The organism is Streptomyces sp. SYSU D01066-1, assembly GCF_054956795.1.
The window spans coordinates 342,515-369,121 of sequence record NZ_JBUDHV010000001.1; the positions used below are offsets into that span (position 1 = coordinate 342,515).

The window sequence follows — 26,607 nt, forward strand, 5'->3', positions numbered from 1 at the left end:
AACCGCTCAGGCCGGGCGCACCACGCTGTAGATCGACGACTCGCCGTCGTAGTAGACGGACTCCTCGCGGACGTACGCGCCCGGCTTCGGCGCGTGGATCATCATGCCGTTGCCGATGTAGATGCCGACGTGCGAGATGTCGTCGTAGAAGAAGACCAGGTCACCTGGTTGCGCCGCGGAGATCGACACCGTCGTTCCGGCGTTGACCTGGTCGTAGGTGGTACGGGGCAGGTCGACGCCCGCGTCCTTCCAGGCGGCCTGGGTGAGGCCGGAGCAGTCGTAGGAGTCGGGGCCGGTGGCGCCCCAGACGTACGGTTTGCCGATCTGGGCGCGGGCGAAGGCCAGGGCCTTCTCGGCCTTGGTGGTGTACGAGGAGTCGGTCGCGGACGTCGTCCCCGTCGATCCCGTCGTCCCCGCCGATCCCGAGGAGCCGCTCTCCTGCTCGGCGGCGGTCTTCGCGGCCTCCTCCTGGCGCTGCCGCTCCTCGGCCTGCTGCCGGGCCAGCTCATCGGCCTTGCGGGCCGCCTCCTGCTGCTTCTCCCTCTCGATCGCGGCGAGCCGCGCCTTCTCCTGGGCGGTCAGGTCGGCCAGCAGCTCACGCGCGGAGGCGAGCTTCGTCTGGACGGCGGCCTTGGCCGCCTTCAGGTCCTTCTGCGACGTGGTGAGCGTCTGGAGGCTCTCGGTGGCCTCCTGGCGCTTCTCCATCGTCTCCGCCTGCTGGGCGACGTAGTCGTCGACCAGCCGCTTCTGCCGGCCGGTGAGCCGGTCCATCAGCTGGTTCTGGTCGAAGTAGTCCTGCGGGGAGTCCGCGAGCAGCAGGGTCGCGGTGTCGGAGACGGCCGTGCCGGTGCGGTACTGGGCGGCGGCGAAGGAGCCCAGTTCCTCGCGCGCGTCGTTGAGCTCCTGGGTGCGCTCGGCGACGTCGTCCAGGAGGGTGTCGACCTGCTCCCGCTGCTTCGCGGTCTTCTCCTTGGCCGCGTTGTACTTCTCGGTGGCCGACCCGGCCTGGCGGTAGAGGTCGTCGACCTTCTTCTGGACCTCTTCCAGGCTCGGCCGGTCGTCGGCGGGGGCCGCGGTGGCCGTCTGGGGGAGCAGGGCCACGGAGGTGAGCGCGGCCGTGGCCAGGACGGGGGTCCGTATGCCTGCCATGCGCGTTCCGGCGGGACGCGACTTGCGGTGCGACGCCAAGGGAGGCGACTCCTTCCGTGCTCCGCCTACCGGGTTAGCTGTCGGGTTCGGGCGGGGGTGGTACGGAAGGCTGCCCTACGGTTCGGGCCCGGGGGAGGGCTGTGAACCGATTCACCCCAGTGTCACGGTGGGTCCCCGGTTCCGGGCGCCGCGTGGGCACGCCGGATTCGGCGGAGGCCGCGCGGCCCGGCGACGTTCGCCGGTGGGGGTCGAGCGGCCCGTCCGCACCGTAGCCAACTCATGCGGCCCCTGTGAAGGTTGAAGGGTGATATGCCCGATACATTTTCGTGACCTAGGGAACGGTCCTCACGGTGGGTGACGTGCGGTGGCGGGAGCGTGTCCGGCGGTCCGGGTCCGGCCGGGTTTCCCGGGGGGCGCCCGGTTGTCGGTGGGGCGCCCTAGACTCGTAGAGCGATGAGCAGCCTCTTTGACGACAGCTTCCTGGCGAACCTCCAGGCCCCCCGCGGCCACGAGGAGGAACCCCCGCCACCGCCCGAGGACGAGCACGTGCCGGAGCCGATCCCGGACGATCTGTTCGCCGGGAAGTTCGACGTGCCGCCGGAGCGGGACCCCTACTACCGGGACGGCGCCCCGCGCCCGGTGCTGGACCCCGCCGCGCTCCTGGACGGGCTGAACGAGAACCAGCGCGCCGCGGTCGTCCACGCCGGCTCCCCGCTGCTCATCGTGGCCGGCGCCGGTTCCGGCAAGACCCGCGTCCTCACCCACCGCATCGCCCACCTGCTCGGCGCGCGCGGTGTCCACCCCGGCCAGATCCTCGCGATCACCTTCACCAACAAGGCCGCCGGTGAGATGAAGGAGCGCGTCGAGCAGCTCGTCGGCCCGCGGGCGAACGCCATGTGGGTCATGACCTTCCACAGCGCGTGCGTACGCATCCTGCGGAGGGAGTCGAAGAAGCTCGGTTTCACCTCGTCGTTCTCGATCTACGACGCCGCCGACTCCAAGCGGCTGATGGCGCTGGTCTGCCGTGACCTGGACCTCGATCCCAAGCGCTTCCCGCCGAAGTCCTTCAGCGCGAAGATCTCCAACCTGAAGAACGAGCTGATCGACGAGGAGGACTTCGCCGCCCGGGTCGCTGGGGGCACCTCCCAGACGGAGTCCGGGGGAGGTTTCGAGCAGACCCTCGCCCAGGCGTACGCGATGTACCAGGCCCGGCTGCGCGAGGCCAACGCCCTCGACTTCGACGACCTGATCATGACGACGGTCAACCTGCTCCGCGCCTTCCCGGACGTCGCCGAGCACTACCGCCGGCGCTTCCGGCACGTCCTGGTGGACGAGTACCAGGACACCAACCACGCCCAGTACGCCCTGGTGCGCGAGCTGGTCGGCACCGGCGACCACGGCGAGGGCGTCCCGCCGGGCGAGGGCGGTGTCCCGCCCGCCGAGCTGTGCGTCGTGGGCGACGCCGACCAGTCGATCTACGCCTTCCGCGGCGCGACCATCCGCAACATCCTCCAGTTCGAGGAGGACTACCCGGACGCGACCACGATCCTCCTGGAGCAGAACTACCGCTCCACGCAGACCATCCTGAGCGCCGCCAACGCGGTCATCGAGCGCAACGAGTCGCGCCGGCCGAAGAACCTGTGGACCAACGCGGGCGCGGGCGAGCGGATCACCGGGTACGTCGCCGACACCGAGCACGACGAGGCCCAGTTCGTCGCCGACGAGATCGACCGGCTCACCGACGCGGGTGAGGCCAAGGCCGGTGACGTCGCCGTCTTCTACCGCACCAACGCCCAGTCCCGTGTCTTCGAAGAGGTCTTCATCCGCACCGGCCTGCCCTACAAGGTCGTCGGAGGCGTCCGCTTCTACGAGCGCAAGGAGGTCCGGGACGTCCTGGCCTACCTGCGGGTCCTCGCCAACCCGGAGGACTCGGTGCCGCTGCGGCGCATCCTCAACGTGCCCAAGCGGGGCATCGGCGACCGCGCCGAGGCGATGATCGACGCCCTGGCCCAGCGCGAGAAGATCAGCTTCCCGCAGGCGCTGCGGCGCGTCGACGAGGCGTACGGCATGGCCGCGCGCTCCACGAACGCCGTCAAGCGCTTCAACACACTGATGGAGGACCTCCGTACGATCGCCGAGTCCGGTGCCGGACCGGCCACCGTGCTGGAGGCGATACTGGAACGCACCGGCTACCTGGCCGAGTTGCAGGCCTCCACCGACCCGCAGGACGAGACCCGCATCGAGAACCTCCAGGAACTCGCCGCCGTCGCCCTGGAGTTCGAACAGGAGCGCGCGGAGGCGGAGGGAGAGGGCGAGCGGGCCGGGTCCGCCACCCTCGCCGACTTCCTGGAGCGGGTCGCCCTGGTCGCCGACTCCGACCAGATCCCCGACGAGGAGGACGGCGACGGCGTCGTCACGCTGATGACGCTGCACACCGCCAAGGGCCTGGAGTTCCCGGTGGTCTTCCTGACCGGCATGGAGGACGGCGTCTTCCCGCACCTGCGCGCCCTCGGCCAGACCAAGGAGCTGGAGGAGGAACGGCGGCTGGCGTACGTCGGCATCACGCGCGCGCGTGAGCGGCTGTACCTGACCCGGTCGACGCTGCGCAGCGCCTGGGGGCAGCCGTCGTACAACCCGCCCTCGCGGTTCCTGGAGGAGATCCCGGCCGCCCACCTGGCGTGGAAGCGGACGGGCGCGAGCACCTCCGCTCCGTCCGCGGGGCCGGTCTCCGGGGTGGCGGCCTCACTGTCGTCGTCCCGGTCGCGGTCGTCGGCGTCCGGCGGGTCCGGGTTCGCCACGCGCCGCACCGGTGAGCAGCCGGCGGTGTCGCTGGCGGTCGGCGACCGGGTCACGCACGACCAGTTCGGGCTCGGGACCGTGGTGGCGGTGAAGGGCACGGGAGGCAACGCCGAGGCGACGATCGACTTCGGCGACGCCAAACCGAAGCGGCTGCTGCTGCGGTACGCGCCGGTGGAGAAGCTCTGACGGAACGCTGAGGCCGGGCCCTTTCGGGGGCCGGGGCTCGGGCGTCCCGCGCCGGGGGCTGCGGCGCGTGTCCCGCGCCGGGGGTTCCGCGGCGGGTGGTTCGGACGGCGGGGGGTCTGCGGCGGGTGGTTCGCGCGTCGGGTGTCGTACGCCGGTGGGGCCGGTGTCGGATGTGCTACGTCGGGTCGAGGCCGTGGCTGCGCAGCCACGCCAGCGGGTCGATCGCCGCGCCGCCGGAGGGGCGCACCTCGAAGTGCAGGTGCGGGCCGGTGGAGTTGCCCGTGTTGCCGGAGTACGCGATCGGGTCGCCGGCCTTGACCGTGGTACCGGAGGAGACCTGGTAACTGGAGAGGTGGCAGTACCACGTCTCCGTACCGTCCTTCGCCGTCACGATCATCATGTTCCCGTACGCGGTGTTGTACTGCGTGCGGACCGTGCCGTCGGTCACGGCCATCACCGTCGTGCCGTACGAGACGGGGAAGTCGATGCCGGAGTGGACGGACATCCAGTTGATGCCGGACTGGCCGTAGTAGGCGCTGAGCCCGTGCTGCGCCACCGGGAGCGCGAACTTGGGGCGCAGCCGCTCCTTGCGCGCCGCTTCCTGCGCCGCGCGCTTCTTCTCCGCCTCCTGCTCGGCCTCGAGGTCGATGCGCTCCTGGGTCCGGCTGGCCCGGTCGGCGAAGTCGTCGGCACCGGCCGAGAGGCTGGCGAGCTGGGTGTCGAGCTTGTTGTTGGCGGCGGACGGTTCCACCGCCGGGGTGTCTGACGCCGACGCCGTGTTCTCCTTGCCGCCGTCGCCGTGCAGGCCGTCGACGGAGGCGGCGGCGATACCGGCCACGCCCATCACACAGGCCGAGGGCACGGCGATGGTCAGCAGCGCGGAACGCTTGGCGGGCTGGCGGCGGCGTGAACGGGACGCGCCCCGGGCGGCGGCACGGGCGGCGGCGCGGGTGCCGGTGGCGGGCGCCTGCGGAACGTCCGTGGCCGGTGCGCTCCCCTCCTGCTCCTCCAGCAGCGGCGTGACGGCGGGGAGTTCCCCGGTGGCGGCGAGGCCGTCGTCCGGCAGGGCGTCGTGGGGGGTGCCGCGCGGGTCGCCGTGCGGGTCACCGTGTGACACGCCGTGCGGATCGCCCTGCGGGTCGTCCTGAGCGGTCCCGTCGTTCACGGGTGTGCCGTCGGTGTTCCACTGGGTCGCGTCGTACGCGCCGGTGTCGAAGGCCTGCGTGCCCCAGTCCCACTGCTGGGTCTGGTCGGCGGGGTCCGCCGGGGCCGGGGCGGAGGCCGGTGCGCCGTACTGGTCGAGCTGGTCGGGCTGGAGCCAGGCGGCGCTGTCCCACTGGCCGCTCGTGTCCGGGGCCCCCGCCTGGGGCGGCACGGCGGGCAGGGGCTGATAGCCGTCCGCCCAGGTGGTGGTGTCGAAGGCCCCGGTGTCGTACGCGGCGTGATGCTGAGCGGCGTACGCGTCGTAGTTCAGGGTCTGGTGGCCGCCGGTGTCCAGGAGCTGGTGCCCGCCGGTGTCCAGCGTCTGGTGGCCGCCGGTCCACTGGGTGGTGTCGTACGCGCCGGTCGTGTCGTACGCGGTCGCGGCGGTGGCCGTGGCAGTGGTGGCCGCGGCGTACGGAGCGGTCTCGTATCCGCCGGCGTTCTGGCCCGGGAGACCGCCGAAGAGCGGGTCCGCCGCAAAACCGGTGGTGTCGTAGCCGTCGTACGTGGTGAGGTCGCCGTACTGGGCTTCCTGGATGCCGTACGACGCGTAGTGCGCCGAGGCGGCTTCGGAAGCCGCGGCCGGGGCGGTGGGGGTCCCCGACGGGTGACGGTCGTTCACCAACTTCTCTTTCGCCTCGACAACAGGGGCTGCCAGAGCAGTGCGGCGACTGTACCCGGCGGTACACGGGCGCGACAATCTTCCTCAGGTTTCACTCGCGCAGGAAACGGGCAATCGGTTGTGATTCGGCGGACTGCGGGCGCGGGTTTGGCCTTGTGTTCGAGAGTTGTTCGATAGGTCGGTCGTGAGTGATCCCGCTTCCGCGTCCGGTGGACGCGGTGGTCGGCGGACGCGGTGACCGGCGGATGCGGGTCCGCCGGACGGCCGTCAGGCGACGGTGAGCCCCGTGGGGCCGGCGGAACCGGCCGGATCGTCGGGGGCGCCGGGGCCGGCCTCGGACGGTGCGCTGATATGACTCGCGTCGAGGGCCTGCCGGATCCCGGTGGCCACCGCAGGGTGAACCGGCAGGGCCAGATGGCCGATGCCGCTGACCCGGACGTTCCGTGTCAGCAGGTCCGGGTGGTCCAGGCGGGCCGCCTCCAGTGGAACCATCAGCGGATCCAAGTCGCTCCAGAAGCTGACGAAGCGGGTGCGGCAGCCGGGGGCGGGGCGGGCCAGCTCCTCGATCACCGGAGAGCCGGGGCGCATCTGGCGCACGATCGGGTGCGCGTTGGCCAGTGGTGCCACGCGGGTGCCGGTGTGCGGGGTGCCGAGGGTCACCAGCATCCGGACGCGCCGGTCACCGCCGAGGCACTGGACGTAGTACCGCGCGATCAGCCCGCCGAGGCTGTGCCCGACGATGTCCACCTGGTCCTTGCCCGTGCGCTCGCAGATGTCCTCCAGGTGCCGGCCCAGCAGCTCCGCCGCGATGCGTATGTCACAGGTCAGCGGAGAGTAGTTGAGTGATTCGACCTGCTGCCTGCCGTGCTGCGCCAGGCTGCGGCGGAGCAGGACGAAGACGGACCGGTTGTCGATGAAGCCGTGCAACAGGACGACCGGGGGGCGGTTCTCGGCCTGTGTCGGCAGGCGGGGGAGCGCGACGGGGGCCCTGGCGGTGGTGTCTGCGGTGCTGGCGGTGGCGGTGGCGGTGGTGTGGCCGGTGGCGGCCGGGGTCTCGGCGGGGGTGCCGGCGCCGTCGTGGCTGCCGGAGGGCTGTCGGCCTGGCGAGGTCGGGATGGGCGGCACCGACGCCGGGGCCGCCCGGCGTTCCTGGATGATGCCCGAGGGGTAGAGAAGGACGTGCCCCGCCAGGATCGCGATCTCCAGGGCCGTCGCCTTCAGCAGGCCCACGGATACGCCCGTGACCTTCACCGGCAACACCGGTGCGAGCCGCCGGCAAAGCGGACGAAAGGGCTGCACTGCCCAGCTGACCTTCATGGCCGGCCTCCCGTCGGCACGCGGAAGAGCGCCTGTTTCTCCCGTGTGCCCTCATGGAGAGCCGTGACACGGGCGTCGGGCGGTGCAAATGGGGTACCGCGTGACTTCTGTGGGGGCGGGTGCGGCGTACCGGTAGTGAGCTGGTGGTTCGCGCAGCCCGATGCGTACAGGAGACCTGCTGCCTCCCGCAGTGGCCTCGTGGTGTCGTGTGCTGTCGAGGTGGCGGTGACCGAGTGTGCCGAGGCGCTGGTTCTCCGCGTGAGCGGTGGCTGTGGTGCGGTGTCGAAAGACCTGCTGTGAGCCTTACGCTGCGCGTCCCGCGTACTGTCCCGCCTGCTGTGTGTGTCCCGTGTTCAATGCCCCGTGTGCTGTGCTGCCCGGTGCGTCCGTGTCGGGCGCGGCTCTCCGTGCGCGCGCTTCCGTCAGTGGTCGAAACGCTGCGCGACCAACATGTTCTTCTGTGTGATTTCCCCCTCGGTGTCCACCGTGAAACTGCCGTTTGCGGGATGCTGGAGATAACGTTCGTTCACTTTGTCAGAGGCCGCTTCATGTCATGGAGGCAGTGATGGGCGTGGCAGCCGGACCGATCCGAGTGGTGGTCGCCAAACCAGGGCTCGACGGACATGACCGAGGGGCCAAAGTGATCGCGCGGGCGCTGCGCGACGCGGGCATGGAGGTCATCTACACCGGGCTCCACCAGACCCCCGAGCAGATCGTCGACACCGCGATCCAGGAGGACGCCGACGCGATCGGGCTCTCCATCCTCTCGGGTGCGCACAACACGCTCTTCGCCGCCGTGATCGACCTCCTTGAGGAGCGGGACGCGGAGGACATCCTGGTCTTCGGGGGCGGGATCATCCCGGAGGCCGACATCCCGTCGTTGAAGGAGAAGGGCGTCGCGGCGATCTTCACCCCCGGTGCGTCCACGACGTCGATCGTGGACTGGGTGCGGGAGAACGCGCGACAGCCCGCGGAGGCGTGAGCCAGAGGCGCCGGGAGGGCCGGGGGAGGACCGGAGAGAGCGCCGGCAGCGGTGACACCGGGGACGGGGGGGACAGGAGGCGGCGACCGGGGGCAGGAGGTGGTGACCGGGTACGAGGGGGGCGGGAGACGGTGACCGGGGACGAGGGGGCGGGAGACGGTGACCGGGACGGGCGACAGGAAGCGGTGACCGGGACGGGTGCACAGGAGACGGTGACCGGGACGGGTGCACGGGAGGCGGGCGCGGTACGGCGGGGCGGTCTGCATGTCAGCGCGGGCCCTGGGCCGGGGTGGCGTCCGTGGGGGCCGGGGCCGACTCCAGTTCCTCCGCCATCGTCGCGCGCAGCCGCAACGTGGTGACCAGGCGCTGGAACGCCTCCGCCCAGTACCCGCCGGCCCCCGGCGACGCGTCCTCCGGCTCGTCCGGTATCGCCGACAGCCCGTCGAAGCGGTCCGCCTCGGAGGGGTCGAGACACCGTTCGGCCAGGCCCATGACCCCGCTGAAGCTCCAGGGGTAACTCCCCGCGTCCCGAGCGATGTTGAGCGCGTCGACCACCGCCCGCCCCAGCGGCGCGGCCCACGGCACCGCGCACACCCCGAGGAGCTGGAACGCCTCCGACAGACCGTGCGTGGCGATGAAACCGGCGACCCACTCGGCCCGTTCGGCGGCGGCCAGGACGCCGAGCAGCTTGGCCCGCTCGGCCAGGGAGACCGCGCCCGGCCCTCCGGCCTCTGGCGCCGTGGGTGAGCCGAGCAGCGCCCGTGCCCATGCGGTGTCCCGCTGGCGTACGGCCGCCCGGCACCACGCGGCGTGCACCTCGCCCTGCCAGTCGTCCGCCACCGGGAGCGCGACGATCTCCTGGGGCGTCCGTCCGCCCAGGCGGTGGGTCCACGTCGGGAGAGGCGCCGCTTCCAGCAACTGGCCCAGCCACCAGGACCGCTCGCCCCGCCCGCTGGGCGGCTTGGGGACAACGCCGTCACGCTCCATGCTCGCGTCGCACTCGTGCGGTGCCTCCACGACGATCGTCGCGGTGGCTCGTGTGCGGTCGACGGACACGCAGGTCACCGCCCTGGCCGCCATCCGCTCCGCGAGCGCCGAACCCGGCAGCGCCGACAGCAGCTCCGCCGCCGTCGCCCGTACGTTGCGGCTGCGGTCGGCGAGCGCCTGTTCCAGGAACGGCTCGTCGTCCGGGCCGAGGCCCGCGCGGAGCGAGTCGAGGAACATCAGGCGGTCCTCGGCCCGCTCCGTCGCCCACGTGGTGGCGAGCAGTTCGCGGGCCTCCGCGGGGTGCCGGGCGCGCAGGGACGAGAGGAGCGCGACCCGCTCGGCGAACAGACCCTCCTCCCACAACCGGCGGACCCGGTCCGTCTCCTCCGGGCGCGGCAGTGCGGAGTCGCCACCCGGCGCCGCGCGCAGGGCGAACCGCCAGTCCGGGTTCAGCCGGGCCAGCCACAGGGCGCGCGGACCGGCGAACTCCAGGGCCGCCGGGCGCAGGTCGGTCCGTCCGCGTGCCGCGTCCAGCAGGGCGGGCAGGGCCTCCGGCGGGGCCGCGTAACCGTGGTCGTTCGCCGCCGCCAGCCACTGGGGCAGCAGCTCCATGAGGTCCGGGGCCGAGCCGCGCCGGCCGCCGCCCACGCCGGAACGGTCCGTGAGCAGCAGGGCGAGCCTGCGGGCGGCGGCCACCGGCAGGGGCGGACGGTGATCGGCGGGAGCCGGCGCCGGGTGCTCCGCCGACCGGGCGGGGCGCAGGGAGGCCCTTCTGCGGACGGTCTCCACGGCCGCCGCGTCCAGCAGGGCCGTCGGAGCGTGCGGGCCGGGCGCGCAGCCCGGCGGAGTGCGCCGTTCCGTGCCGAGCAGGGCCGCGGTGACCAACTCCTCCCAGACGGGCGGCGCGGGCGCGGACGCGGGTGTCCTGGACATGCGGTTCCTTTTCCTGGAGAGGGTGAGGGGCGGATTCCTGCGATGCGGAGGAGGCGGGCGTCTGAGGAGGAGGCGGGCGTCTGAGGAGGAGCGGGCGTCTGGGAAGAGGCGAATGCCGGGGAGACGGGTGCCTGAGGGGAGGTGGGTGCCCCAGGAAAGGCCAGGGCATGAGGGCGGACCGGGGCATGGACGGGAGCGGATGTCTGAGGACGGGGAGGGCGGCCGGTCAGTGCAGCGGCACCGCCGGGCCCGGGCCGGCCGGCCAGGCTGTCAGCGGGGTGAAGCCCCGGTGGCCGCACTCGCCGAAGACCTTGACGGGTGCGCCGCCCGACAGCGCGACCAGGCGCCACAGACCCGGATGGGCGCGGGCCGCGGGTGTGAGGGGCAGGGCCGTGTCGCCGTCGGCGTCCGCCAGTTGCCAGCCGTCACCGTCCGGGACCGGTATGACCCGGTCCAGTGTCACGGGGACGGAGTCCAGCCAAGGATCGTCACGAAGGGCATCACCGTACCGGGCGACCGCCCGGTACGTACTGATTCCCGGGGGACGCCGCTCCGCCATGGCGGGCGGGGCGAACCGCTCGCCCAGGGACGCCCGGTACTGACCGGCACCCGGATAAGGGGACACCTCCGTCTCCAACGCCAGCCCCACCGGCAGCGCGAGCTCCGGGGCCCGGCCCGCGGCACCGTAGGAGAGGAGCAGGACGGTGCGGTCCGACCCTGTGCCGTACAACCAGACCCGGCGCGTGGTCAGCCGCGCGTCCGCTGTGTCGTACTGGGCGAGGACCAGCCACTGGTCGCGGACGGCCGGCCCCTCCGGCGAGGAGGGCAGCCCCACGCGCGAGCGGACCGTCGCCGCCAGCCCCTCCGGCAGACGGTCACGGCACAGCCAGCCCCGGTCGAGCAGGTGGAGCAGGGCGCACTCCTCGAGCAACCGGGCCGGCCAGCCGGGACCGGACGACGGGACCGAGCCCAGCTCACGCGCCCGGGCGGCGAGTCCGGGAGCCTGGGCGTCGACCATGCGCGCCGCGGTCTCCTCCCACAGCCCGTATCCGGCCGTCTCCGCGCCGGCCAGGCCGCCGCGCAGCAGGTCGGCCAGGCGCCGCTCCAGCTCCGTGGCACCCGCCGATATCCGCTCGGCCCGGCGCTCGGCCCGGCGCCGCGCCGCCTTCGGATCGGCGGGTGTGGAGCCGGAACCGGACCCCGAGGCGTCCGCCCGGCCCTTCCGGTCCGCCTTCCCCCGCCGCGCCGACAGCCACTGCTCGGCCCAGTCGGGGGCCTGGGCCGACGGCACCGCGCCGTCCCCGCCCGTCCAGAGCAGCAGCAGACCGAGCGCGTGCTTGCACGGGAACTTCCGGCTCGGACAACTGCACTTGTACGCGGGTCCGCTCGCACCCGCGAGATCGACGACCGTCTGGTACGGCTTGCTGCCGCTGCCCTTGCACAGTCCCCACACCGCCCCTTCGTCGGTACATCCCGCCCCGGACCACGGCCCGGCCGCTCCGAGTTTGCTTCCCGCTTTGCGTGACGACGCGTCAGGCGCCAGTGCCAGCACCTGGTCCGCCGTCCAGCGCTCCCCCTGCTGTGTCATGCCACCGAAGCTAGGACCTACCACTGACAATCACCCCTCGCGCCGTCATTCGTGCAGGTCAGAGCGATTGTCAGTGGTGTGGTGCACCGTTGATGCCAGATCCGAACCGGCCGAGCTGGAGGGGGACTCAGCCATGCCTGTGTCCGTAGAACCGACGTCCGTCGACCCGAGCCAGAACGGGTCCGCGCCCGTGCGCACGGGCGCGGAGACCCAGACATCCGCAGGCGTGCGGGAGACCGCGCAGGCCCTGCGTCCGCACGCCGAGAACGCCTTCGCCGACGAACTGGCCGCACTCGCCGCGCAGGACGACCGACCGCGCCCGGCCCGCTGGAAGCTGTCGCCGTGGGCCGTCGCGACGTACCTGCTCGGCGGCACCCTGCCGGACGGCACGGTGATCACGCCGAAGTACGTGGGCCCGCGCCGCATCGTCGAGGTCGCCGTCACCACGCTGGCCACCGACCGCGCCCTGCTCCTGCTGGGCGTGCCCGGTACCGCCAAGACATGGGTGTCCGAGCACCTGGCCGCGGCGGTCAGCGGCGACTCGACGCTGCTGGTGCAGGGCACGGCCGGCACTCCGGAGGAGGCGATCCGGTACGGCTGGAACTACGCGCAGCTGCTCGCCCACGGTCCCAGCCGGGACGCCCTGGTGCCCAGCCCGGTCATGCGGGCGATGGCCGAGGGGATGACCGCCCGGGTCGAGGAACTGACCCGTATCCCGGCCGACGTGCAGGACACGCTCATCACGATCCTGTCGGAGAAGACGCTGCCGATACCGGAGCTGGGCCAGGAGGTGCAGGCGGTCCGCGGCTTCAATCTGATCGCCACGGCCAACGACCGCGACCGCGGGGTCAACGACCTGTCCAGCGCGCTGCGCCGCCGCTTCAACACCGTCGTACTGCCGCTGCCGGAGAGCCCCGAGGCCGAGGTCGACATCGTCTCGCGCCGCGTCGACCAGATCGGCCGCTCCCTGGACCTGCCCGCCACGCCCGACGGCATCGACGAGATCCGCCGCGTCGTCACCGTCTTCCGTGAACTGCGCGACGGGGTGACGACCGACGGACGCACCAAGCTGAAGTCGCCCAGCGGCACGCTGTCCACGGCCGAGGCGATCTCCGTGGTCACCGGAGGTCTCGCGCTGGCCGCGCACTTCGGTGACGGCGTGCTGCGCTCCGGCGACGTCGCGGCCGGCATCCTCGGCGCCGTCGTCCGCGACCCGGCGGCCGACCGTGTCATCTGGCAGGAGTACCTGGAGACGGTCGTCCGCGAGCGCGACGGCTGGAAGGACTTCTACCGGGCGTGCCGGGAGGTGAGCGCATGACCGGCGTCAGTGGGGCGTCCCGGAGGACGGAGGGGCTGGGAGCGGTGGCGTACGACGGGCGGGTCATGACGGGCCGCTGCGGCGACGGGGACGACACGACGTGGTCGTTCGCGGGGATCCGGGAGTGCGGGGGAGGGGGACGGGGCGATGAGCGCTGACGTCCACGGTCCCGGCGGTGGCCCGCTGCTGCTGGGTGTACGGCATCACGGGCCGGGGTCGGCCCGCGCGGTACGGGCGGCGCTGGCGGCCGCCCGGCCCCGGGTCGTCCTGATCGAGGGGCCGCCCGAGGCCGACGCCCTGGTCCCGCTGGCCGCCGACGAGGAGATGCGGCCGCCGGTCGCCCTGCTCGCCCATGCCGTGGACGAGCCCGGCCGCTCGGCGTTCTGGCCGCTCGCCGAGTTCTCGCCGGAGTGGGCCGCCCTGCGCTGGGCCCTGGACCACGACGTCCCGGTCCGCTTCTTCGACCTGCCGGCCGCGCACACGCTGGCTTTGCGGGCGCGGACGGACGGGACCTGCCAGACCGGCGGGCCTGAGGAGTCCCGGGAGCCGAGTGGGTCCGGGGAGCCTGAGGGGTCCGGCGAGTCCGGGGAGTCCGGCGGGTTCGGGAAGGCCGGGAAGGCCGGCAAGCCCAGGAAGGCCGGCGAGCCCGGGGAGCTTAGTGAGTCCGGTGAGTCCGGGGAGTTCAGCGAGTCCGGTGGGTGCGGGGTGCCCGGTGAGGCGGAGCACGCGGGTTCGCGGGAACTGACCGCGCGGACCGCCGTACGGACCGATCCGCTCGCCGCGCTCGCCGAGGCCGCCGGGTACGACGACCCCGAGCGCTGGTGGGAAGACGTCGTCGAGCACCGGGGCGCGGGGGAGGACGACCCGCTCGCACCGTTCGCCGCGCTGGAGGAGGCGATGGGGGCGCTGCGGGAGACCGAGGGAGCGGAGGGGGCCGGGCCGAGTCCGTCGGGACCGCCGGAGGCGGACAGCGAGCACGACCGTGACCTGGTGCGGGAGGCGTACATGCGGCTCCAGGTCCGGGCCGCGCAGCGTGAGTTCCCGCACGGCGTGGCCGTGGTGTGCGGGGCCTGGCACGTGCCCGCGCTGCGCCGTAAGACCACCGTCACCGCCGATCGGGCACTGCTCAGGGGTCTGCCCAAGGTGAAGGTGGACATGACGTGGGTGCCGTGGACCCACCGCAGGCTCTCCCGGAGCAGCGGCTACGGTGCGGGCATCGACTCACCGGGTTGGTACGGGCACCTGTTCAGCGTGCCGGACCGGCCCGTCGAGCGGTGGCTGACCAAGGTCGCGGGCCTGCTGCGGGAGGAGGACCGGATCGTCTCCTCGGCCCACGTCATCGAGGCGGTACGGCTGGCCGAGACGCTCGCCGTGATGCGCGGACGCCCGCTGCCCGGCCTGACCGAGACGACCGACGCCGTGCGCGCGGTGATGTGCGAGGGCTCGGACGTGCCGCTGGGCCTGGTACACGACCGGCTGATCGTCGGGGACGTGCTGGGGGAGGTGCCCGAGGCGGCGCCGGCGGTACCGCTGCAGCGTGATCTGACCCGGATACAGCGCCGGCTCAGGCTCAAGCCGGAGGCGCTGGAGCGGGAGCTGGAGCTCGATCTGCGCAAGGAGACCGACACCGAGCGCAGCAGGCTCCTGCACCGGCTGCGCCTGCTCGGCGTCGGCTGGGGAGAACCGGCCGCGTCACGCGCGGGCACGGGCACGTTCCGGGAGACCTGGCGGCTGCGTTGGGAGCCGGAGCTGTCCGTGCGGGTCGCCGAGGCCGGGGTGTGGGGCACCACGGTGCTCTCCGCCGCGACCGCCAAGGCCGAGGCGGACGCCGTCGCCGCACCGCACCTCGCCGACGTCACGGCCCTCGCCGAACACTGCCTGCTGGCCGAACTGCCGGACGCGCTGCCGGTGGTGATGCGCATCCTGGCCGACCGGGCGGCGCTCGACACGGACGTCGGCCGACTGGCCCAGGCGCTGCCGGCACTGGTCCGCACCCTGCGCTACGGCGACGTGCGCGGTACGGACACCGGTGCGCTGGCCGGGGTGGCCGCGGGCCTCGCCGAGCGGGTGTTCGTCGGCCTGCCGCCGGCCTGCGCCGCGCTGGACGCGGACGGGGCCGAGGAGATGCGACGCCATGTGGACGCGGTGCACGGGGCGATCGGCCTGCTGGGGGACGCGCCCGCGCCCGGCCACGGTGACCTGCGCGCCCGCTGGCACCGGGTGCTGCGGGTGCTGTCCGCGCGGGACACCGTGCCCGGGGTCATCCGGGGGCGTGCCGTGCGGCTCCTGCTGGACGACGGGGAACTGCCGGCGGAGGAGGCCGCCCGCCTCATGGGGCTGGCGCTCTCGCCGGGGACACCGCCGGCGGACGCCGCCGCCTGGATCGAGGGCTTCGTCGGTGGCGGCTCCGGGGGCGGCATGCTCCTCGTCCACGACGAGCGGCTGCTGGGACTGGTCGACGCGTGGTTGAGCGGCGTGCCGGCGGAGGCGTTCACGGACGTCCTGCCGTTGCTGCGGCGCACGTTCTCGGCGTACGAGCCCGGAGTGCGGCGCACACTGGGGGAGCTGGTGCGGCGCGGGCCCGGGGCACGGGGGAGCGCGGCGTCCGGCGGTCCCGGCATACCGGGCTTCGCCCCCGAGCCGGACGCCGCACGCGCCGACGCGGTCGAGCCGGTGGTGCGGTTGCTGCTGGGCCTGGACGATCCGGGTTCGGGTGCGGACACGTGGGTGAGCAGGGACGCGGGTGCGGGTGCGGGTGCGGGTGCGAGCGGGGGCGGGGGTGACGGCCCGGTGGGTCCGACAGGGCGCGGAGTCGACGACCGCGGCCGGCAGGACGGCGACGACGGCATCGGCGGTGACGGTGGCGGCAGAGGCAGCAGGGGTGACGGAGGCGGCAGAGGTGACGGAGGCGGCAGAGGCGACAGGGACCTCGCGGGGGTGGAGGCGTGATGGCCACATCGGCTGAACTGGACGATCCGGGGGCGGAGCGGCTGCGGCGGTGGCGGCTGGTGCTCGGCGGTGACGCGGCCGACGGCACCGGATGCACCCTCTCCGGGCGGGACGCCGGGATGGACGCGGCGCTCACCTCGCTCTACGGGAAGGAGGACAAGCCGCGGACGGGACGGGAGCGTTCGGCGGGGCTCGGGGCGTCGGCGCCGTCCGTGGCGCGCTGGCTCGGGGACATACGGACGTACTTCCCCTCCTCCGTCGTCCAGGTGATGCAGCGGGACGCGATCGACCGGCTCGGGCTCTCCACGCTACTGCTGGAGCCGGAGATGCTCGAAGCGGTGGAGGCCGACGTGCACCTGGTCGGCACGCTGCTCTCCCTCAACAAGGCGATGCCCGAGACGACGAAGGAGACGGCACGGGCCGTGGTGCGCAAGGTCGTCGAGGACCTCGAGAAGCGACTGGCCACCCGGACCCGGGCCACGCTCACCGGTGCCCTCGACCGCAGCGCCCGGATCAACCGGCCACGCCACCACGACATCGACTGGAACCGCACGATCGCGGCCAACCTCAAGCACTACCTGCCGGAGTACCGGACGATCGTGCCGGAACGGCTGATCGGTTACGGGCGGGCGTCCCAGTCGGTGAAGAAGGAGGTCGTCCTCTGCATCGACCAGTCCGGCTCGATGGCGGCATCGGTCGTGTACGCGTCGGTGTTCGGAGCGGTGCTGGCGTCCATGCGGTCGATCAGCACCAGGCTCGTCGTCTTCGACACGGCGGTCGTGGACCTCACCGATCAGCTCGACGACCCGGTCGACGTGCTCTTCGGCACCCAACTCGGTGGCGGTACGGACATCAACCGGGCGCTGGCGTACTGCCAGTCGCAGATCACCCGGCCCGCGGAGACGGTCGTCGTGCTGATCAGTGACCTCTACGAAGGAGGCATACGGAACGAGATGCTCAAGCGGGTGGCGGCGATGAAGGCGTCGGGGGTGCAGTTCGTGACGCTGCTGGCGCTGTCCGACGAGGGGGCGCCCGCCTATGACCGGGAGCACGCGGCGGCGCTGGCCGCGCTGGGCGCGCCGGCCTTCGCCTGCACGCCGGATCTGTTCCCGGACGTGATGGCGGCGGCGATCGAGAAACGGCCGCTGCCTATACCCGACACGGTGTGATGGCCGGAGAGGGCGTGTTGTCGGCGCGTGGGGTTATCTGCCGGTGACGGTGGGCTTGCGCGAGCTCCGTATGTCCGTGCGATTATCGGCGTCCGTCAGCTGTGACTCGCGGTGCGCTCGTCCGCATCGCTGTGCCGCTGTACCGCGTCGCGCCGGCAGGTGCCCGTGACGCCCACGTCGTTCCGTCGCACGGGAGGCATCTCCTTGTCCTGGCCGGCCGCTCCGCACGCTGCCGCACGGCGCGCGCTCCTCGGCGTGCTGCTGGTCGGTGGAGTGTTCCTCCTCGGGCTGTTCCTCGGACAGTCCGCGGAGGCGGCCGAAGGCGAGGGGCAGGGGGCTTCGCCTCCGGAACGGGGGACGGTGTCGCTGGCGGGCGGAGTGGTCGACCGGGGTGTGGAGCCGGTCGGTGACGTGGTGGTGGCGGTGGCCGAGGGATTCGGTTCAGCGCGGGGGGAGGTTCCGCCGCCGGAGCCGCCTTCTCCGCCTTCTCCGCCTTCTCCGTCTTCTCCGCCTTCTTCTGCGTTCCCGGCGCCCCCAGCGGTCTCGGGGATCGATTCGCCGAGCGGGCCGTCGTCGCCGGAGCCGTCGTCTCCGTCGCCAGGTCGGTCCGACGTCCCGTCCGACACGCCGAGCGTGCCCGATCCGTCGAGCGCGCCGGGCCGGCCGGGCCCCGCCGATCTGCCGAGTCGGTTGCCGTCGTCGAGTGGGGCCGGGGTCTGGGAAGGTTCGCCGAGTCCGTCCGCCCCGCCGCTCCCGGCCGACTCACCGGCCCCGGCAGGCCCGCCAGCCCGGCCAGGCCCGCCAGCCCTGTCGGTCTTGCCGGGCCTGCCGGGCCTGCCGGGTCCGTTGGGTTCGTCGGACCTGCCGGTCCTCTCCGATCTGCCGGTTCTCTCCGACCGGCCTGTCCTGTCGGATCTGCCTGTCCTGTCAGACCTCCCCGTCGTGTCCGACCTGGTCGGTGGTTCGGCGCCCCCTGTCTGGCCCGCGTTTCCCGTGTCCCCCGTAGCTCCGGCCGAGCCCGTGCTTCCGGGGCTCCCCGTGTTGCCGGTGCCCCCCGCGCTGTCGGCAGACCTGCTGCCCGCCCCGATCGGAGTCCCGGCCGGACCTGGTGGAGCCGGGCCCGCTCCGGACGAGTCCGCGTCGCCGCCGGAGCCGCCGGAGCCGCCGGAGCCGCCGGAGCCGCCGGAGCCGCCGGAGCCGCCGGTGCCGGCGGCCACGTCCGCGACCGGCGGTCGCAGCGCCGACGGTCAGGTGGCCGCAGGCCAGGAGGGCGCGCGGTCCCTGGCGGCCGGAATGTATGGACCGAGGTTCGCCGGTGGGCCGGCGGGCTTCGGCGGAAGTGGTGACGGCCGCCCGGCCCTGGGCGCGGGTTACGCGCCCGGTCCCCTTCACCAGACGCCCGCCGGGGACCCGGACGGCGCGTTGGGCGACGCGTCCGCTGCCGATCACGGCACGCCGCGGCACGGTGACGCGCCTGCCGTCGCCCTGAGTACCCGCATCCCCCTGCGACTCGCACCCGGTGCCGTCGCGTACGCCGACGCGGGCGACATCCGCGACCGGTGCCGGGACATTCCCGTTTCCCCCGCCTAGCCCGGCTCCGGGGGCAGTGACACGACCGACCCGTTGTTCCGGGTCCTGCCGTCGCCACGCCGTCCGTCGTCGCAGCTCGGCGTAGTCCGTCGTAGCTCGTTCGGTTCGGCGAATCGTGTGCGCGCCTCCGTCGTGCGGCCGGGGCGCCGACGCCTCGGCGCCCCGGCCGCCCCCGGCACCCTCCCGCACCACTGCCCAGCTTCCGTCCTGCGGCCTACGCGGACTGCGACTGCGACTGCGACTGCGCCGACGCCCGGACTCCGGCGTCCGTGCCCGCGTCCGTGCCCATGTCCGTGTCCGTGTCCGCAGGACGGGTATCGACGCCGCGGACCCTCCGGTGCCGGACGGCCGAAATCCATCGGTTCCGTCCGGTGACGGGAGACCGCGGTCGGGGTCGGGCCGGTCCCCAGGGGTGGGGACCGGTCACCCCACGCCCCGGAGCGCCGGCATCGCCGTAGCTCAGGGGTGTTCACCGGCCTCACCGGGCCGACCCCAGCCCGGTGAGGCCCCGAGCGTGCCCGCCAAACGCCGCACAGCGTCACGCGACGCCGCGCAATCCCGTGCGATGCCACGTACGGACTCACCCGCCCTCGCTCCGTCCTCACCCCGATCGCCCCGGCCCCACCCGTTTCCCGCACCCACCTCCGCCCGCCCCCACCTCAGCCCCACCCTCAGCCCCACTCCGCCCACCCCCACCCCCAGCCCCGCTCCGCCCCCGTCCGCGATCCCGCCCCCCGTCCGCGATCCGCCCCCGTGCCGCCGTCCGTCCCGCCTGCGGCACGCGGTGCCAGGGTGGGAGACATCATGTGACAGGTATCACCGCTCAGGTGTGAGATGGGATTTAGAGACCGTCCGCAAGCGGCGATAACCTGCGAGACGGACATGCCGCGCGCTCGGACACCGTGTGCGCCTCCCCTGTGACAGCGGACGTCACGTTGCCCTTCGCGGCACGCCCACGCATCCAACGAACCGCTAGATCACTGATAGGGACGGAAGCGCGTGGACCTGTTCGAGTACCAGGCGAGGGACCTCTTCGCCAAGCACGATGTACCGGTGCTGGCCGGTGAAGTCATCGACACGCCTGAGGCGGCCCGCGCAGCCACTGAGCGCCTCGGTGGCAAGTCCGTCGTCAAGGCCCAGGTGAAGGTGGGCGGTCGCGGCAAGGCCGGCGGCGTCAAGCTCGCCGCCTCGGCGGACGAGGCCGTCGCCCGCGCGACGGACATCCTCGGCATGGACATCAAGGGCCACACGGTCCACAAGGTGATGATCGCCGAGACGGCCCCGGAGATCCTGGAGGAGTACTACGTCTCCTTCCTCCTCGACCGTGCCAACCGCACCTTCCTCTCCATCGCCTCCGTCGAGGGCGGCATGGAGATCGAGGAGGTGGCCGCCACCCGTCCGGAGGCCGTCGCCAAGACCCCGATCGACGCGATCGACGGCGTGACGCCGGAGAAGGCGCGCGAGATCGTCGAGGCCGCGAAGTTCCCGGCCGAGGTCGCCGACAAGGTCGCCGACGTCCTGGTCAAGCTGTGGGACACCTTCATCAAGGAGGACGCCCTCCTGGTCGAGGTCAACCCGCTGGCCAAGGTCGCCTCCGGTGACGTCATCGCCCTCGACGGCAAGGTGTCGCTGGACGACAACGCCGAGTTCCGTCACCCCGACTTCGAGGAACTCCACGACAAGGCCGCGGCCAACCCGCTCGAGGCCGCCGCCAAGGAGAAGAACCTCAACTACGTCAAGCTCGACGGCGAGGTCGGCATCATCGGCAACGGCGCGGGTCTCGTCATGAGCACCCTGGACGTCGTCGCGTACGCCGGTGAGAAGCACGGCGACGTCAAGCCCGCCAACTTCCTGGACATCGGCGGCGGCGCCTCCGCCCAGGTCATGGCGAACGGCCTGGAGATCATCCTCGGCGACCCGGACGTCAAGTCCGTCTTCGTCAACGTCTTCGGCGGCATCACCGCCTGCGACGAGGTCGCCAACGGCATCGTCCAGGCGCTGAAGCTCCTGGAGGACCGCGGCGAGAAGGTCGAGAAGCCGCTGGTCGTCCGCCTCGACGGCAACAACGCCGAGCTGGGCCGCAAGATCCTCACCGACGCGAACCACCCGCTGGTGCAGCGCGTCGACACCATGGACGGCGCCGCCGACAAGGCCGCCGAGCTGGCTCACGCCGCCGCCAAGTAAGCACTCAGGACGAGGACACCAACACACCATGGCTATCTGGCTCAACAAGGACAGCAAGGTCATCGTCCAGGGCATGACCGGCGCCACCGGCATGAAGCACACCAAGCTCATGCTCGGCGACGGCACCAACGTCGTGGGCGGCGTGAACCCGCGCAAGGCGGGTCAGTCCGTGGACTTCGACGGCACCGAGGTACCGGTCTTCGGCACCGTCAAGGAGGCCATCGAGAAGACCGGCGCGAACGTGTCCGTCATCTTCGTGCCGGAGAAGTTCACCAAGGACGCCGTCGTCGAGGCCATCGACGCCGAGATCCCGCTCGCGGTCGTCATCACCGAGGGCATCGCCGTGCACGACTCGGCGTCGTTCTGGGCGTACGCGGGCAAGAAGGGCAACAAGACCCGCATCATCGGCCCGAACTGCCCCGGCATCATCACCCCGGGCCAGTCGAACGTCGGCATCATCCCGGGCGACATCACCAAGCCGGGCCGCATCGGCCTGGTGTCGAAGTCCGGCACGCTGACGTACCAGATGATGTACGAGCTGCGGGACATCGGCTTCTCCACCGCCGTCGGCATCGGTGGCGACCCGATCATCGGCACCACGCACATCGACGCGCTCAAGGCGTTCCAGGACGACCCCGAGACCGACCTGATCGTCATGATCGGCGAGATCGGCGGCGACGCCGAGGAGCGGGCCGCGGACTTCATCAAGGAGAACGTGACCAAGCCGGTCGTCGGCTACGTCGCGGGCTTCACCGCGCCCGAGGGCAAGACGATGGGCCACGCCGGCGCCATCGTCTCCGGCTCGTCCGGCACCGCCCAGGCGAAGAAGGAGGCCCTGGAGGCCGCGGGCGTCAAGGTCGGCAAGACGCCGACCGAGACGGCGAAGCTGGCGCGCGAGATCCTCGCCGGCTGAACCTCCCGCACCGCACGACAGGAAAGGGCCCGCGCCCCCGGAACTCCTCCCGGGGCGCGGGCCCTTCCGCAGAGCGGGGCGGTAGCTCAGCGACCCTGCGGAACCAGTCGTTCCGGCCCGTCCTGGAGCTGCTGCCGCAACTTGTCCCGCAGCTCCAGCTCCTCGTCCGACAGCGCCCCCGGCGCCACCCGGGCCGGTACGCCCCGTACCGCCTGCCCCGCGGGCACCGGTGGTTCGTACTTCGTCGGAGCCGTCCACAGGGTCAGCGTCGTCGTGCCGATCAGGGCCGCCGTGAAGGCGATCGCGGCCCTCGTCCAGAACCGGGCCCGGCGTTCACCGCCCGTCCGCACGGCCGGCGCGTCGGCCGCCCGCAGCCGCGCGGTGGACGCCAGCCCGGCCAGGCGCCGGCGCAGCTCCGCCGGGTCGGCCAGTTCCGGCAGCCGGGCGGCGACGGCCTCACGGGCGCTCAGCAGGCGGTTCGCCGCCGCCGGGGTGGTCGCCTCCGTCTCCGCCGCCGTCTCCGGCAGGCCCAGGCCGACGCCGTCGTAGAGGACGAGGGTGCGGCGGCGAGGGGGCGGAAGCGTCAGCAGGGCGTCCAGCAGGACGCGGTCGGAGGCGTCGGCGGCGGGCGGTTCGGACCGCCGGCGGCGCAGCCGGAACCGGTGCCAGGGCGAGAGGGCGAACTCGTACGCCGCCGCCCGCACCCAGCCCGCCGGGTCCCGGTCGCGGGCCACCTCGGGCCAGCGGTCCCAGGCGAGCTGGAAGGCCCGCTCGACCGACTCGCGCGCCAGTTCGCGCCGGCCGGTGAGCAGATACGCCTGCCGTACGAGGGCGGGGGCGCAGAACGCGTACAGCGCGTCGAACCCCTGAGCGGGCGTCAGGGGAGGCGGGGCCGGTTCCGGCTCACGCGGCGGCTCACTCCGAGGTTCGGGCGGCGGATCCCCCTGCGGCTGCGGAACGGGTTCCGGATCGGGCCGCGAGGTCGGCTGCGGGGCCGGCTCCCGAGCCGGCTGCGGGACCGGCCCCTGGGCCGGCTCAGTCTTCGGCTCCCGTTCCCGGTCCGGCTGCGGGGCCGCGGGTGCGGCGGGCGAGGGGGCCTCGGACCGCGCCGCGACCGCCTTGCCGACCTCCCGCGTCCCCGGCGCCCCCTGAGTCCCTTTCGTACCCTGAGTCTTCTGCGCCCCTTGCGTACCCTGAGTCTCCGGCGTCCCCTGCGTCTCCCGTGTCCCCTGTGTCTCTCGGGCCAGCCTGGCCAGCAGCTTCGCGTACGCCTCCCGCTTCCGGCCGCGCGGAGTCGAGCGGCCCGTCTCCCACGCACGTACCGTCTCACGGGTGACACCCACCCGTGCCGCGAGCTGAGCCTGTGTCAGCGAGGCGGCCTCCCGCAGGCGTCGGCGTGCCTTGGGAGGGGGAAGCGGAATGGCAGGACTCTCCGTCACCAGGCGCCCCTCCGTGCGAAAAAGTACATAAACATATATTGGGCGACACAGCGTGTCTTCGCCTGTTACGACGAGAAGGCGCGTGTCGTTGGGAGCATGACGACGTGATTCCCACGACCGTTCGCCGACCGCCGCCGTCCCCCCTGCTGTCCTCCCTGCCGTCCCTCCTGCTCGCCCGGTGGCGTGACCGTTCGCCGGGTCTCGCCACCGGTCTGCTCGGCGGAGCGGTCGCCGCGGGACTCGGACTCGCCTCGCTGGCAGTCCTGGTGACGGTGGTGTGGATCAGCTCGCCGTACCCCGACAGCGGGGCCGGCGGCGCCCTGCACGCCGCGGCGAGCCTGTGGCTGCTCGCCCACGGCGTCGAACTGGTCCGTCCCGACACCCTCTCCGGCGCCCCCGCCCCCGTCGGGGTCACCCCGCTGCTCCTCACCCTGTTGCCCGTCTGGCTGCTGCACCGCGCCGCCCGGGACGTGACCGACCCCGGGGACGGTGTGGGCGTGACCGTGGGGGCGGGGCCCGGTGTCCAGGTCCAGGACCGTCCGGGCCCGCCGCCGGTCTCCGCGCGCAACGCCTGGGCGGGCGTGGTCCTCGGCTACCTGGCCGTCGCCCTGCCGGTGACGCTGCACGCGGACAACGCGGACGGCGGCGCGCTGCGGCCTTCCTGGGCGGAGGCGGCGGTGTGGCTGCCGCTGGTGGCCATGGCCGCGGCGGGTACGGGGACGTGGACGGCGTTCGGCCGCCCGGGAGGACCGGTGGGCCGGGCGTTGCGGCTCCTGCCCCGGACCCCGCGGGAACTGATCGTGGAGCCGGACGCGCGGGTGGGGGCCTCGGCGCGGGCGGCGGGTGCCGGGGCGGCGGTGCTCGTCGGCGGCGGGGCCCTGCTGTTCCTGGTGTCGCTGGTGGGGCACGGCGGGGCGGCCCGCGGGGCGTTCCTGCTGCTGGCGGACGGCTGGGCGGGGCGGTTCTCCGTCCTGCTGCTGTGCCTCGCGCTGGTGCCGAACGCGGCCGTCTGGGGGGCGGCGTACTCCCTCGGTCCGGGCTTCGTGCTCGGCACCGGTCATTCCGTCGGCCCGTCCGCCTCGGCCCCCGCCGCGCTGCTGCCGCCGCTGCCGCTGCTGGCGGCGGTGCCGGACGCCGGTCCCGGAACGCCGCTGCACTGGCTGGTGGCCGCGGTGCCGCTGGCCGCCGGCGGGACCGTGGGGTGGTGCACCGCCCGGGCGGCCACCGCGCCCGCCCGTGCCCCGGTGCCCACGCTGACCTCACCGGCCCCGGGCGGCCCGGCGGGCGGTGAGGGCCGCTCCGACCCCTGGTCGAGCAGGCGCACGGCCGTCGCCGCCTCCCTCGCGGCGCTCCTCTGCGCGCTCCTGGTCGCGTCGCTCGCCGCGCTGTCCGCGGGACCGATCGGCAATGCGGTCCTCGCCCGTTTCGGGCCGGTGTGGTGGCAGGCCGGGGCTGCGGCGCTGGCGTGGATCTGGCCGGTGGCCGTGCCGACGGCACTGGTCGTACGGCTCTGGCTGCGGCGGGCCGCCGCCGTGCGGCCGCCGCTCGCGGAGGGCGGGGGTGAGGCCGCGGGCGGGCGCGGTCGGCGGCGGGTGCCGTTGCCACTGTCGTCGCGATCGCCGTCGCCTTCGTCGGCCAGGAGGCGACGCGGTCCTACGGAGGCCGGGGCGAGGGGCCGCGGGACCGGCGGACGAGGACGCCGCGCCGTTCGGGCGGTACGCCGGGTACACCGGGTACGTGGGGTACGTGAGGTACGGCTGGGGTGGCTGGGCCGCTGGGGACGTGAGGTACGGCTGGGGTGGCTGGGCCGCCGGAGGCGCCGGGGGCGCGATGTACGGCTGGGATGGCTGGGCCGCCGGGTACGGCTGGGGCGGCGGGGGAGACCGGGTGCGGAGGGACGCCGGGTACGGCATGTACGCCAGGTGCGGCACGTACGCCAGGTACGCCAGGTGCGCCAGGTGCGCCAGGCTCAGCAGACAGGACGGAGGCGAAGGAGGCGGCCGAGGTGACGGAGGCAATATGAGGCGACGGAGGCGAAGGAGCCGACGTGAGGTGGCCGACGGAGCCGACGCGCGGCGCCGGTTCAGCCCTCCGTCCCCAGCACCCCCCGCAGCTCCTCCGGCAGATGCCGGCTGCACGACTGCTTGGCCTCGTTGGTGAGGGCGTCGCTCCGGCAGGTGTAGTAGTCGCTGTAGACCACCTGCGCGGCGAAGGACACGGCGACCAGCAGGATGCCCAGCGAGGCCGTGACCAGGCCGCTGACGGCGGCGGTGGTCTGCGGGCGGCCGGGCGGCTGCTCGGGCGCCGGGGTGTCCGGGTCTGCGGCGGCGCGGGGCTTGGCGCGCAGGGCGCTGATGCCCCAGTACAGGGCCAGGGAGCCCAGCAGCAGCGCCACGTACCCCCAGCTGAACAGCGCGAAGAACAGGGCCCACATGCCGCTCAGCAGGGCGTAGCGAGCGCGGCGCTGGGCGGGGTCGGTGGGGTCCCAGCGCGGGCCGGGGGCACCGGACTGCTGGTCCAAACCGCCGCCCGGGACGCCGGGGCGCTCACCGAAACCGCCGGGGGAGCGGCCGGGCTGCCGCTCGCTCCACTGACCGCCCCACGGCCGGCCGCCGTCACCGTGGCCCGAGGAGCCCCGCGAGCCGTCGCCGCCGGACGGGTGCCGCGGCCGCCAGGGCTGGTCGGGGGAGCCCTCGGGCGGCGGGGCGAAGGGGTTGTCCTCCTGCTGGGCGCCCTCCCGAGGCCCCTGGCCCTCCCGAGGCCCCTGCCGGGAGTCCTCCCAGGGCCCCTGCTGGGAGTCTTCCGAGGACCCCGGCCGGCCGCCCTCCCGGGAATCCCGCCGGGCACCGTCCCGGAAACTCCACCGGGCACCCTTCCGGGCCCCGTCCCGCCCCTCGCCCCGCCCCTCGCCGGGCCCGCGGCCACCCGGCGCGTCGGGCGGAGAGGACGGGCGCTCCCGCAGCAGCACGACGGCGCCGTGCTCCCTTCCCTGCGCCGACTGCTGGGGGAGCGTGAGCAGTCGCGGGCTGCGGTCCGGCATCAAGTGAGCGTCTTCCCCTTGGCAGTGGCGATCGGGTGGTTACGAGTGGTGAACGCGCGGTGCGCGGACAGCGTTCCCGGCGAGCCTCCAACCAGACGCTACCTTCCGGCCACGCCCCCGTCCCGAGGGGGCCGTCCGGAGTGCCGGTATCGTTGCTGCCGGTCGGCTGCTTCGTAGGCTTCCCCGTATCCGGGGGCGTGAAGCATTCGTATGACCGCACAAACGCGGTGGTACGGACC

The 26,607-nt window shown here is 73.4% G+C and carries 15 protein-coding genes and 1 riboswitch; of the genes, 8 read left to right on the forward strand and 7 right to left on the reverse strand.

Annotated features, from left to right (window positions below):
* Window positions 1-6 precede the first annotated feature (6 nt).
* Window positions 7-1,188, reverse strand: coding sequence for a C40 family peptidase (locus ACY1JF_RS01670; protein WP_462703119.1), 1,182 nt, complete (start codon window positions 1,186-1,188; stop codon window positions 7-9).
* An 8-nt stretch (window positions 1,189-1,196) separates the two neighbouring features.
* A riboswitch (cyclic di-AMP (ydaO/yuaA leader) is annotated at window positions 1,197-1,371 on the reverse strand.
* A 231-nt stretch (window positions 1,372-1,602) separates the two neighbouring features.
* Between ACY1JF_RS01670 and pcrA the strand changes: the two genes are divergently transcribed.
* On the forward strand, window positions 1,603-4,134 hold the full coding sequence (gene pcrA, locus ACY1JF_RS01675; RefSeq protein WP_462703120.1) for a DNA helicase PcrA: 2,532 nt from the start codon (window positions 1,603-1,605) through the stop codon (window positions 4,132-4,134).
* Window positions 4,135-4,309: 175 nt separating this feature from the next.
* Here the strand turns inward: pcrA and ACY1JF_RS01680 are convergent, their stop codons facing one another.
* Window positions 4,310-5,959 carry a M23 family metallopeptidase gene (locus tag ACY1JF_RS01680; RefSeq protein WP_462703121.1) on the reverse strand — a complete coding sequence of 550 codons (1,650 nt, stop codon included), beginning with the start codon at window positions 5,957-5,959 and terminating at the stop codon, window positions 4,310-4,312.
* Window positions 5,960-6,226: 267 nt separating this feature from the next.
* A complete protein-coding gene (locus tag ACY1JF_RS01685; RefSeq protein WP_462703122.1) occupies window positions 6,227-7,276 on the reverse strand; it encodes an esterase/lipase family protein in 1,050 nt (349 codons plus the stop codon).
* A 565-nt stretch (window positions 7,277-7,841) separates the two neighbouring features.
* Here ACY1JF_RS01685 and ACY1JF_RS01690 point away from each other — a divergent pair.
* Window positions 7,842-8,258: a cobalamin B12-binding domain-containing protein gene (locus ACY1JF_RS01690; protein WP_462703123.1), complete on the forward strand. Its 417-nt coding sequence runs from the start codon at window positions 7,842-7,844 to the stop codon at window positions 8,256-8,258.
* A gap of 267 nt (window positions 8,259-8,525) precedes the next feature.
* Here ACY1JF_RS01690 and ACY1JF_RS01695 read toward each other — a convergent pair whose 3' ends face one another.
* A complete protein-coding gene (locus tag ACY1JF_RS01695) occupies window positions 8,526-10,178 on the reverse strand; it encodes a DUF5691 domain-containing protein (protein ID WP_462703124.1) in 1,653 nt (550 codons plus the stop codon).
* Between the two features lie 226 nt (window positions 10,179-10,404).
* Window positions 10,405-11,766, reverse strand: coding sequence for an SWIM zinc finger family protein (locus tag ACY1JF_RS01700; RefSeq protein ID WP_462703125.1), 1,362 nt, complete (start codon window positions 11,764-11,766; stop codon window positions 10,405-10,407).
* 133 nt (window positions 11,767-11,899) lie between these two features.
* On the opposite strand from ACY1JF_RS01700, the gene ACY1JF_RS01705 reads away from it, so the two are divergent.
* The 5 genes from ACY1JF_RS01705 to sucD all read left to right on the forward strand — a co-directional run bounded on the left by ACY1JF_RS01705 (window position 11,900) and on the right by sucD (window position 21,889).
* A complete protein-coding gene (locus ACY1JF_RS01705; protein ID WP_462703126.1) occupies window positions 11,900-13,084 on the forward strand; it encodes an ATP-binding protein in 1,185 nt (394 codons plus the stop codon).
* Window positions 13,085-13,231: 147 nt separating this feature from the next.
* Window positions 13,232-16,033 carry a DUF5682 family protein gene (locus tag ACY1JF_RS01710; protein ID WP_462703127.1) on the forward strand — a complete coding sequence of 934 codons (2,802 nt, stop codon included), beginning with the start codon at window positions 13,232-13,234 and terminating at the stop codon, window positions 16,031-16,033.
* Entirely contained in the window at window positions 16,033-17,202 is a 1,170-nt protein-coding gene (locus tag ACY1JF_RS01715; RefSeq protein ID WP_462703128.1) for a VWA domain-containing protein, read from the forward strand. Before ACY1JF_RS01710 ends, ACY1JF_RS01715 begins: the two co-directional genes overlap by 1 nt.
* Window positions 17,203-19,791: 2,589 nt before the next feature.
* Window positions 19,792-20,976, forward strand: a complete 1,185-nt coding sequence (gene sucC / locus ACY1JF_RS01720; RefSeq protein ID WP_462703129.1) for an ADP-forming succinate--CoA ligase subunit beta — start codon at window positions 19,792-19,794, stop codon at window positions 20,974-20,976.
* 28 nt (window positions 20,977-21,004) lie between these two features.
* Complete coding sequence (gene sucD, locus ACY1JF_RS01725; RefSeq protein ID WP_462703130.1) at window positions 21,005-21,889, forward strand: succinate--CoA ligase subunit alpha; 885 nt, start codon at window positions 21,005-21,007, stop codon at window positions 21,887-21,889.
* An 86-nt stretch (window positions 21,890-21,975) separates the two neighbouring features.
* On the opposite strand, the gene ACY1JF_RS01730 is transcribed toward sucD, so the two are convergent.
* A complete protein-coding gene (locus ACY1JF_RS01730) occupies window positions 21,976-23,328 on the reverse strand; it encodes a helix-turn-helix domain-containing protein (protein ID WP_462703131.1) in 1,353 nt (450 codons plus the stop codon).
* A gap of 104 nt (window positions 23,329-23,432) precedes the next feature.
* Between ACY1JF_RS01730 and ACY1JF_RS01735 the strand changes: the two genes are divergently transcribed.
* Window positions 23,433-25,337, forward strand: a complete 1,905-nt coding sequence (locus ACY1JF_RS01735) for a cell division protein PerM (protein ID WP_462703132.1) — start codon at window positions 23,433-23,435, stop codon at window positions 25,335-25,337.
* 74 nt (window positions 25,338-25,411) lie between these two features.
* On the opposite strand, the gene ACY1JF_RS01740 is transcribed toward ACY1JF_RS01735, so the two are convergent.
* Window positions 25,412-26,368, reverse strand: a complete 957-nt coding sequence (locus tag ACY1JF_RS01740; RefSeq protein WP_462703133.1) for a hypothetical protein — start codon at window positions 26,366-26,368, stop codon at window positions 25,412-25,414.
* Between the last annotated feature and the right edge of the window lie 239 nt (window positions 26,369-26,607).

Bases quoted from the DNA above. Each gene is read 5' to 3' on its own strand.
- pcrA (WP_462703120.1), top strand. From the start codon at position 1,603: ATGAGCAGCCTCTTTGACGACAGCTTCCTGGCGAACCTCCAGGCCCCC.
- ACY1JF_RS01685 (WP_462703122.1), bottom strand. From the start codon at position 7,276: ATGAAGGTCAGCTGGGCAGTGCAGCCCTTTCGTCCGCTTTGCCGGCGG.
- ACY1JF_RS01690 (WP_462703123.1), top strand. From the start codon at position 7,842: ATGGGCGTGGCAGCCGGACCGATCCGAGTGGTGGTCGCCAAACCAGGG.
- ACY1JF_RS01695 (WP_462703124.1), bottom strand. From the start codon at position 10,178: ATGTCCAGGACACCCGCGTCCGCGCCCGCGCCGCCCGTCTGGGAGGAG.
- ACY1JF_RS01700 (WP_462703125.1), bottom strand. From the start codon at position 11,766: ATGACACAGCAGGGGGAGCGCTGGACGGCGGACCAGGTGCTGGCACTG.
- ACY1JF_RS01705 (WP_462703126.1), top strand. From the start codon at position 11,900: ATGCCTGTGTCCGTAGAACCGACGTCCGTCGACCCGAGCCAGAACGGG.
- ACY1JF_RS01710 (WP_462703127.1), top strand. From the start codon at position 13,232: ATGAGCGCTGACGTCCACGGTCCCGGCGGTGGCCCGCTGCTGCTGGGT.
- ACY1JF_RS01715 (WP_462703128.1), top strand. From the start codon at position 16,033: ATGGCCACATCGGCTGAACTGGACGATCCGGGGGCGGAGCGGCTGCGG.
- sucD (WP_462703130.1), top strand. From the start codon at position 21,005: ATGGCTATCTGGCTCAACAAGGACAGCAAGGTCATCGTCCAGGGCATG.
- ACY1JF_RS01740 (WP_462703133.1), bottom strand. From the start codon at position 26,368: ATGCCGGACCGCAGCCCGCGACTGCTCACGCTCCCCCAGCAGTCGGCG.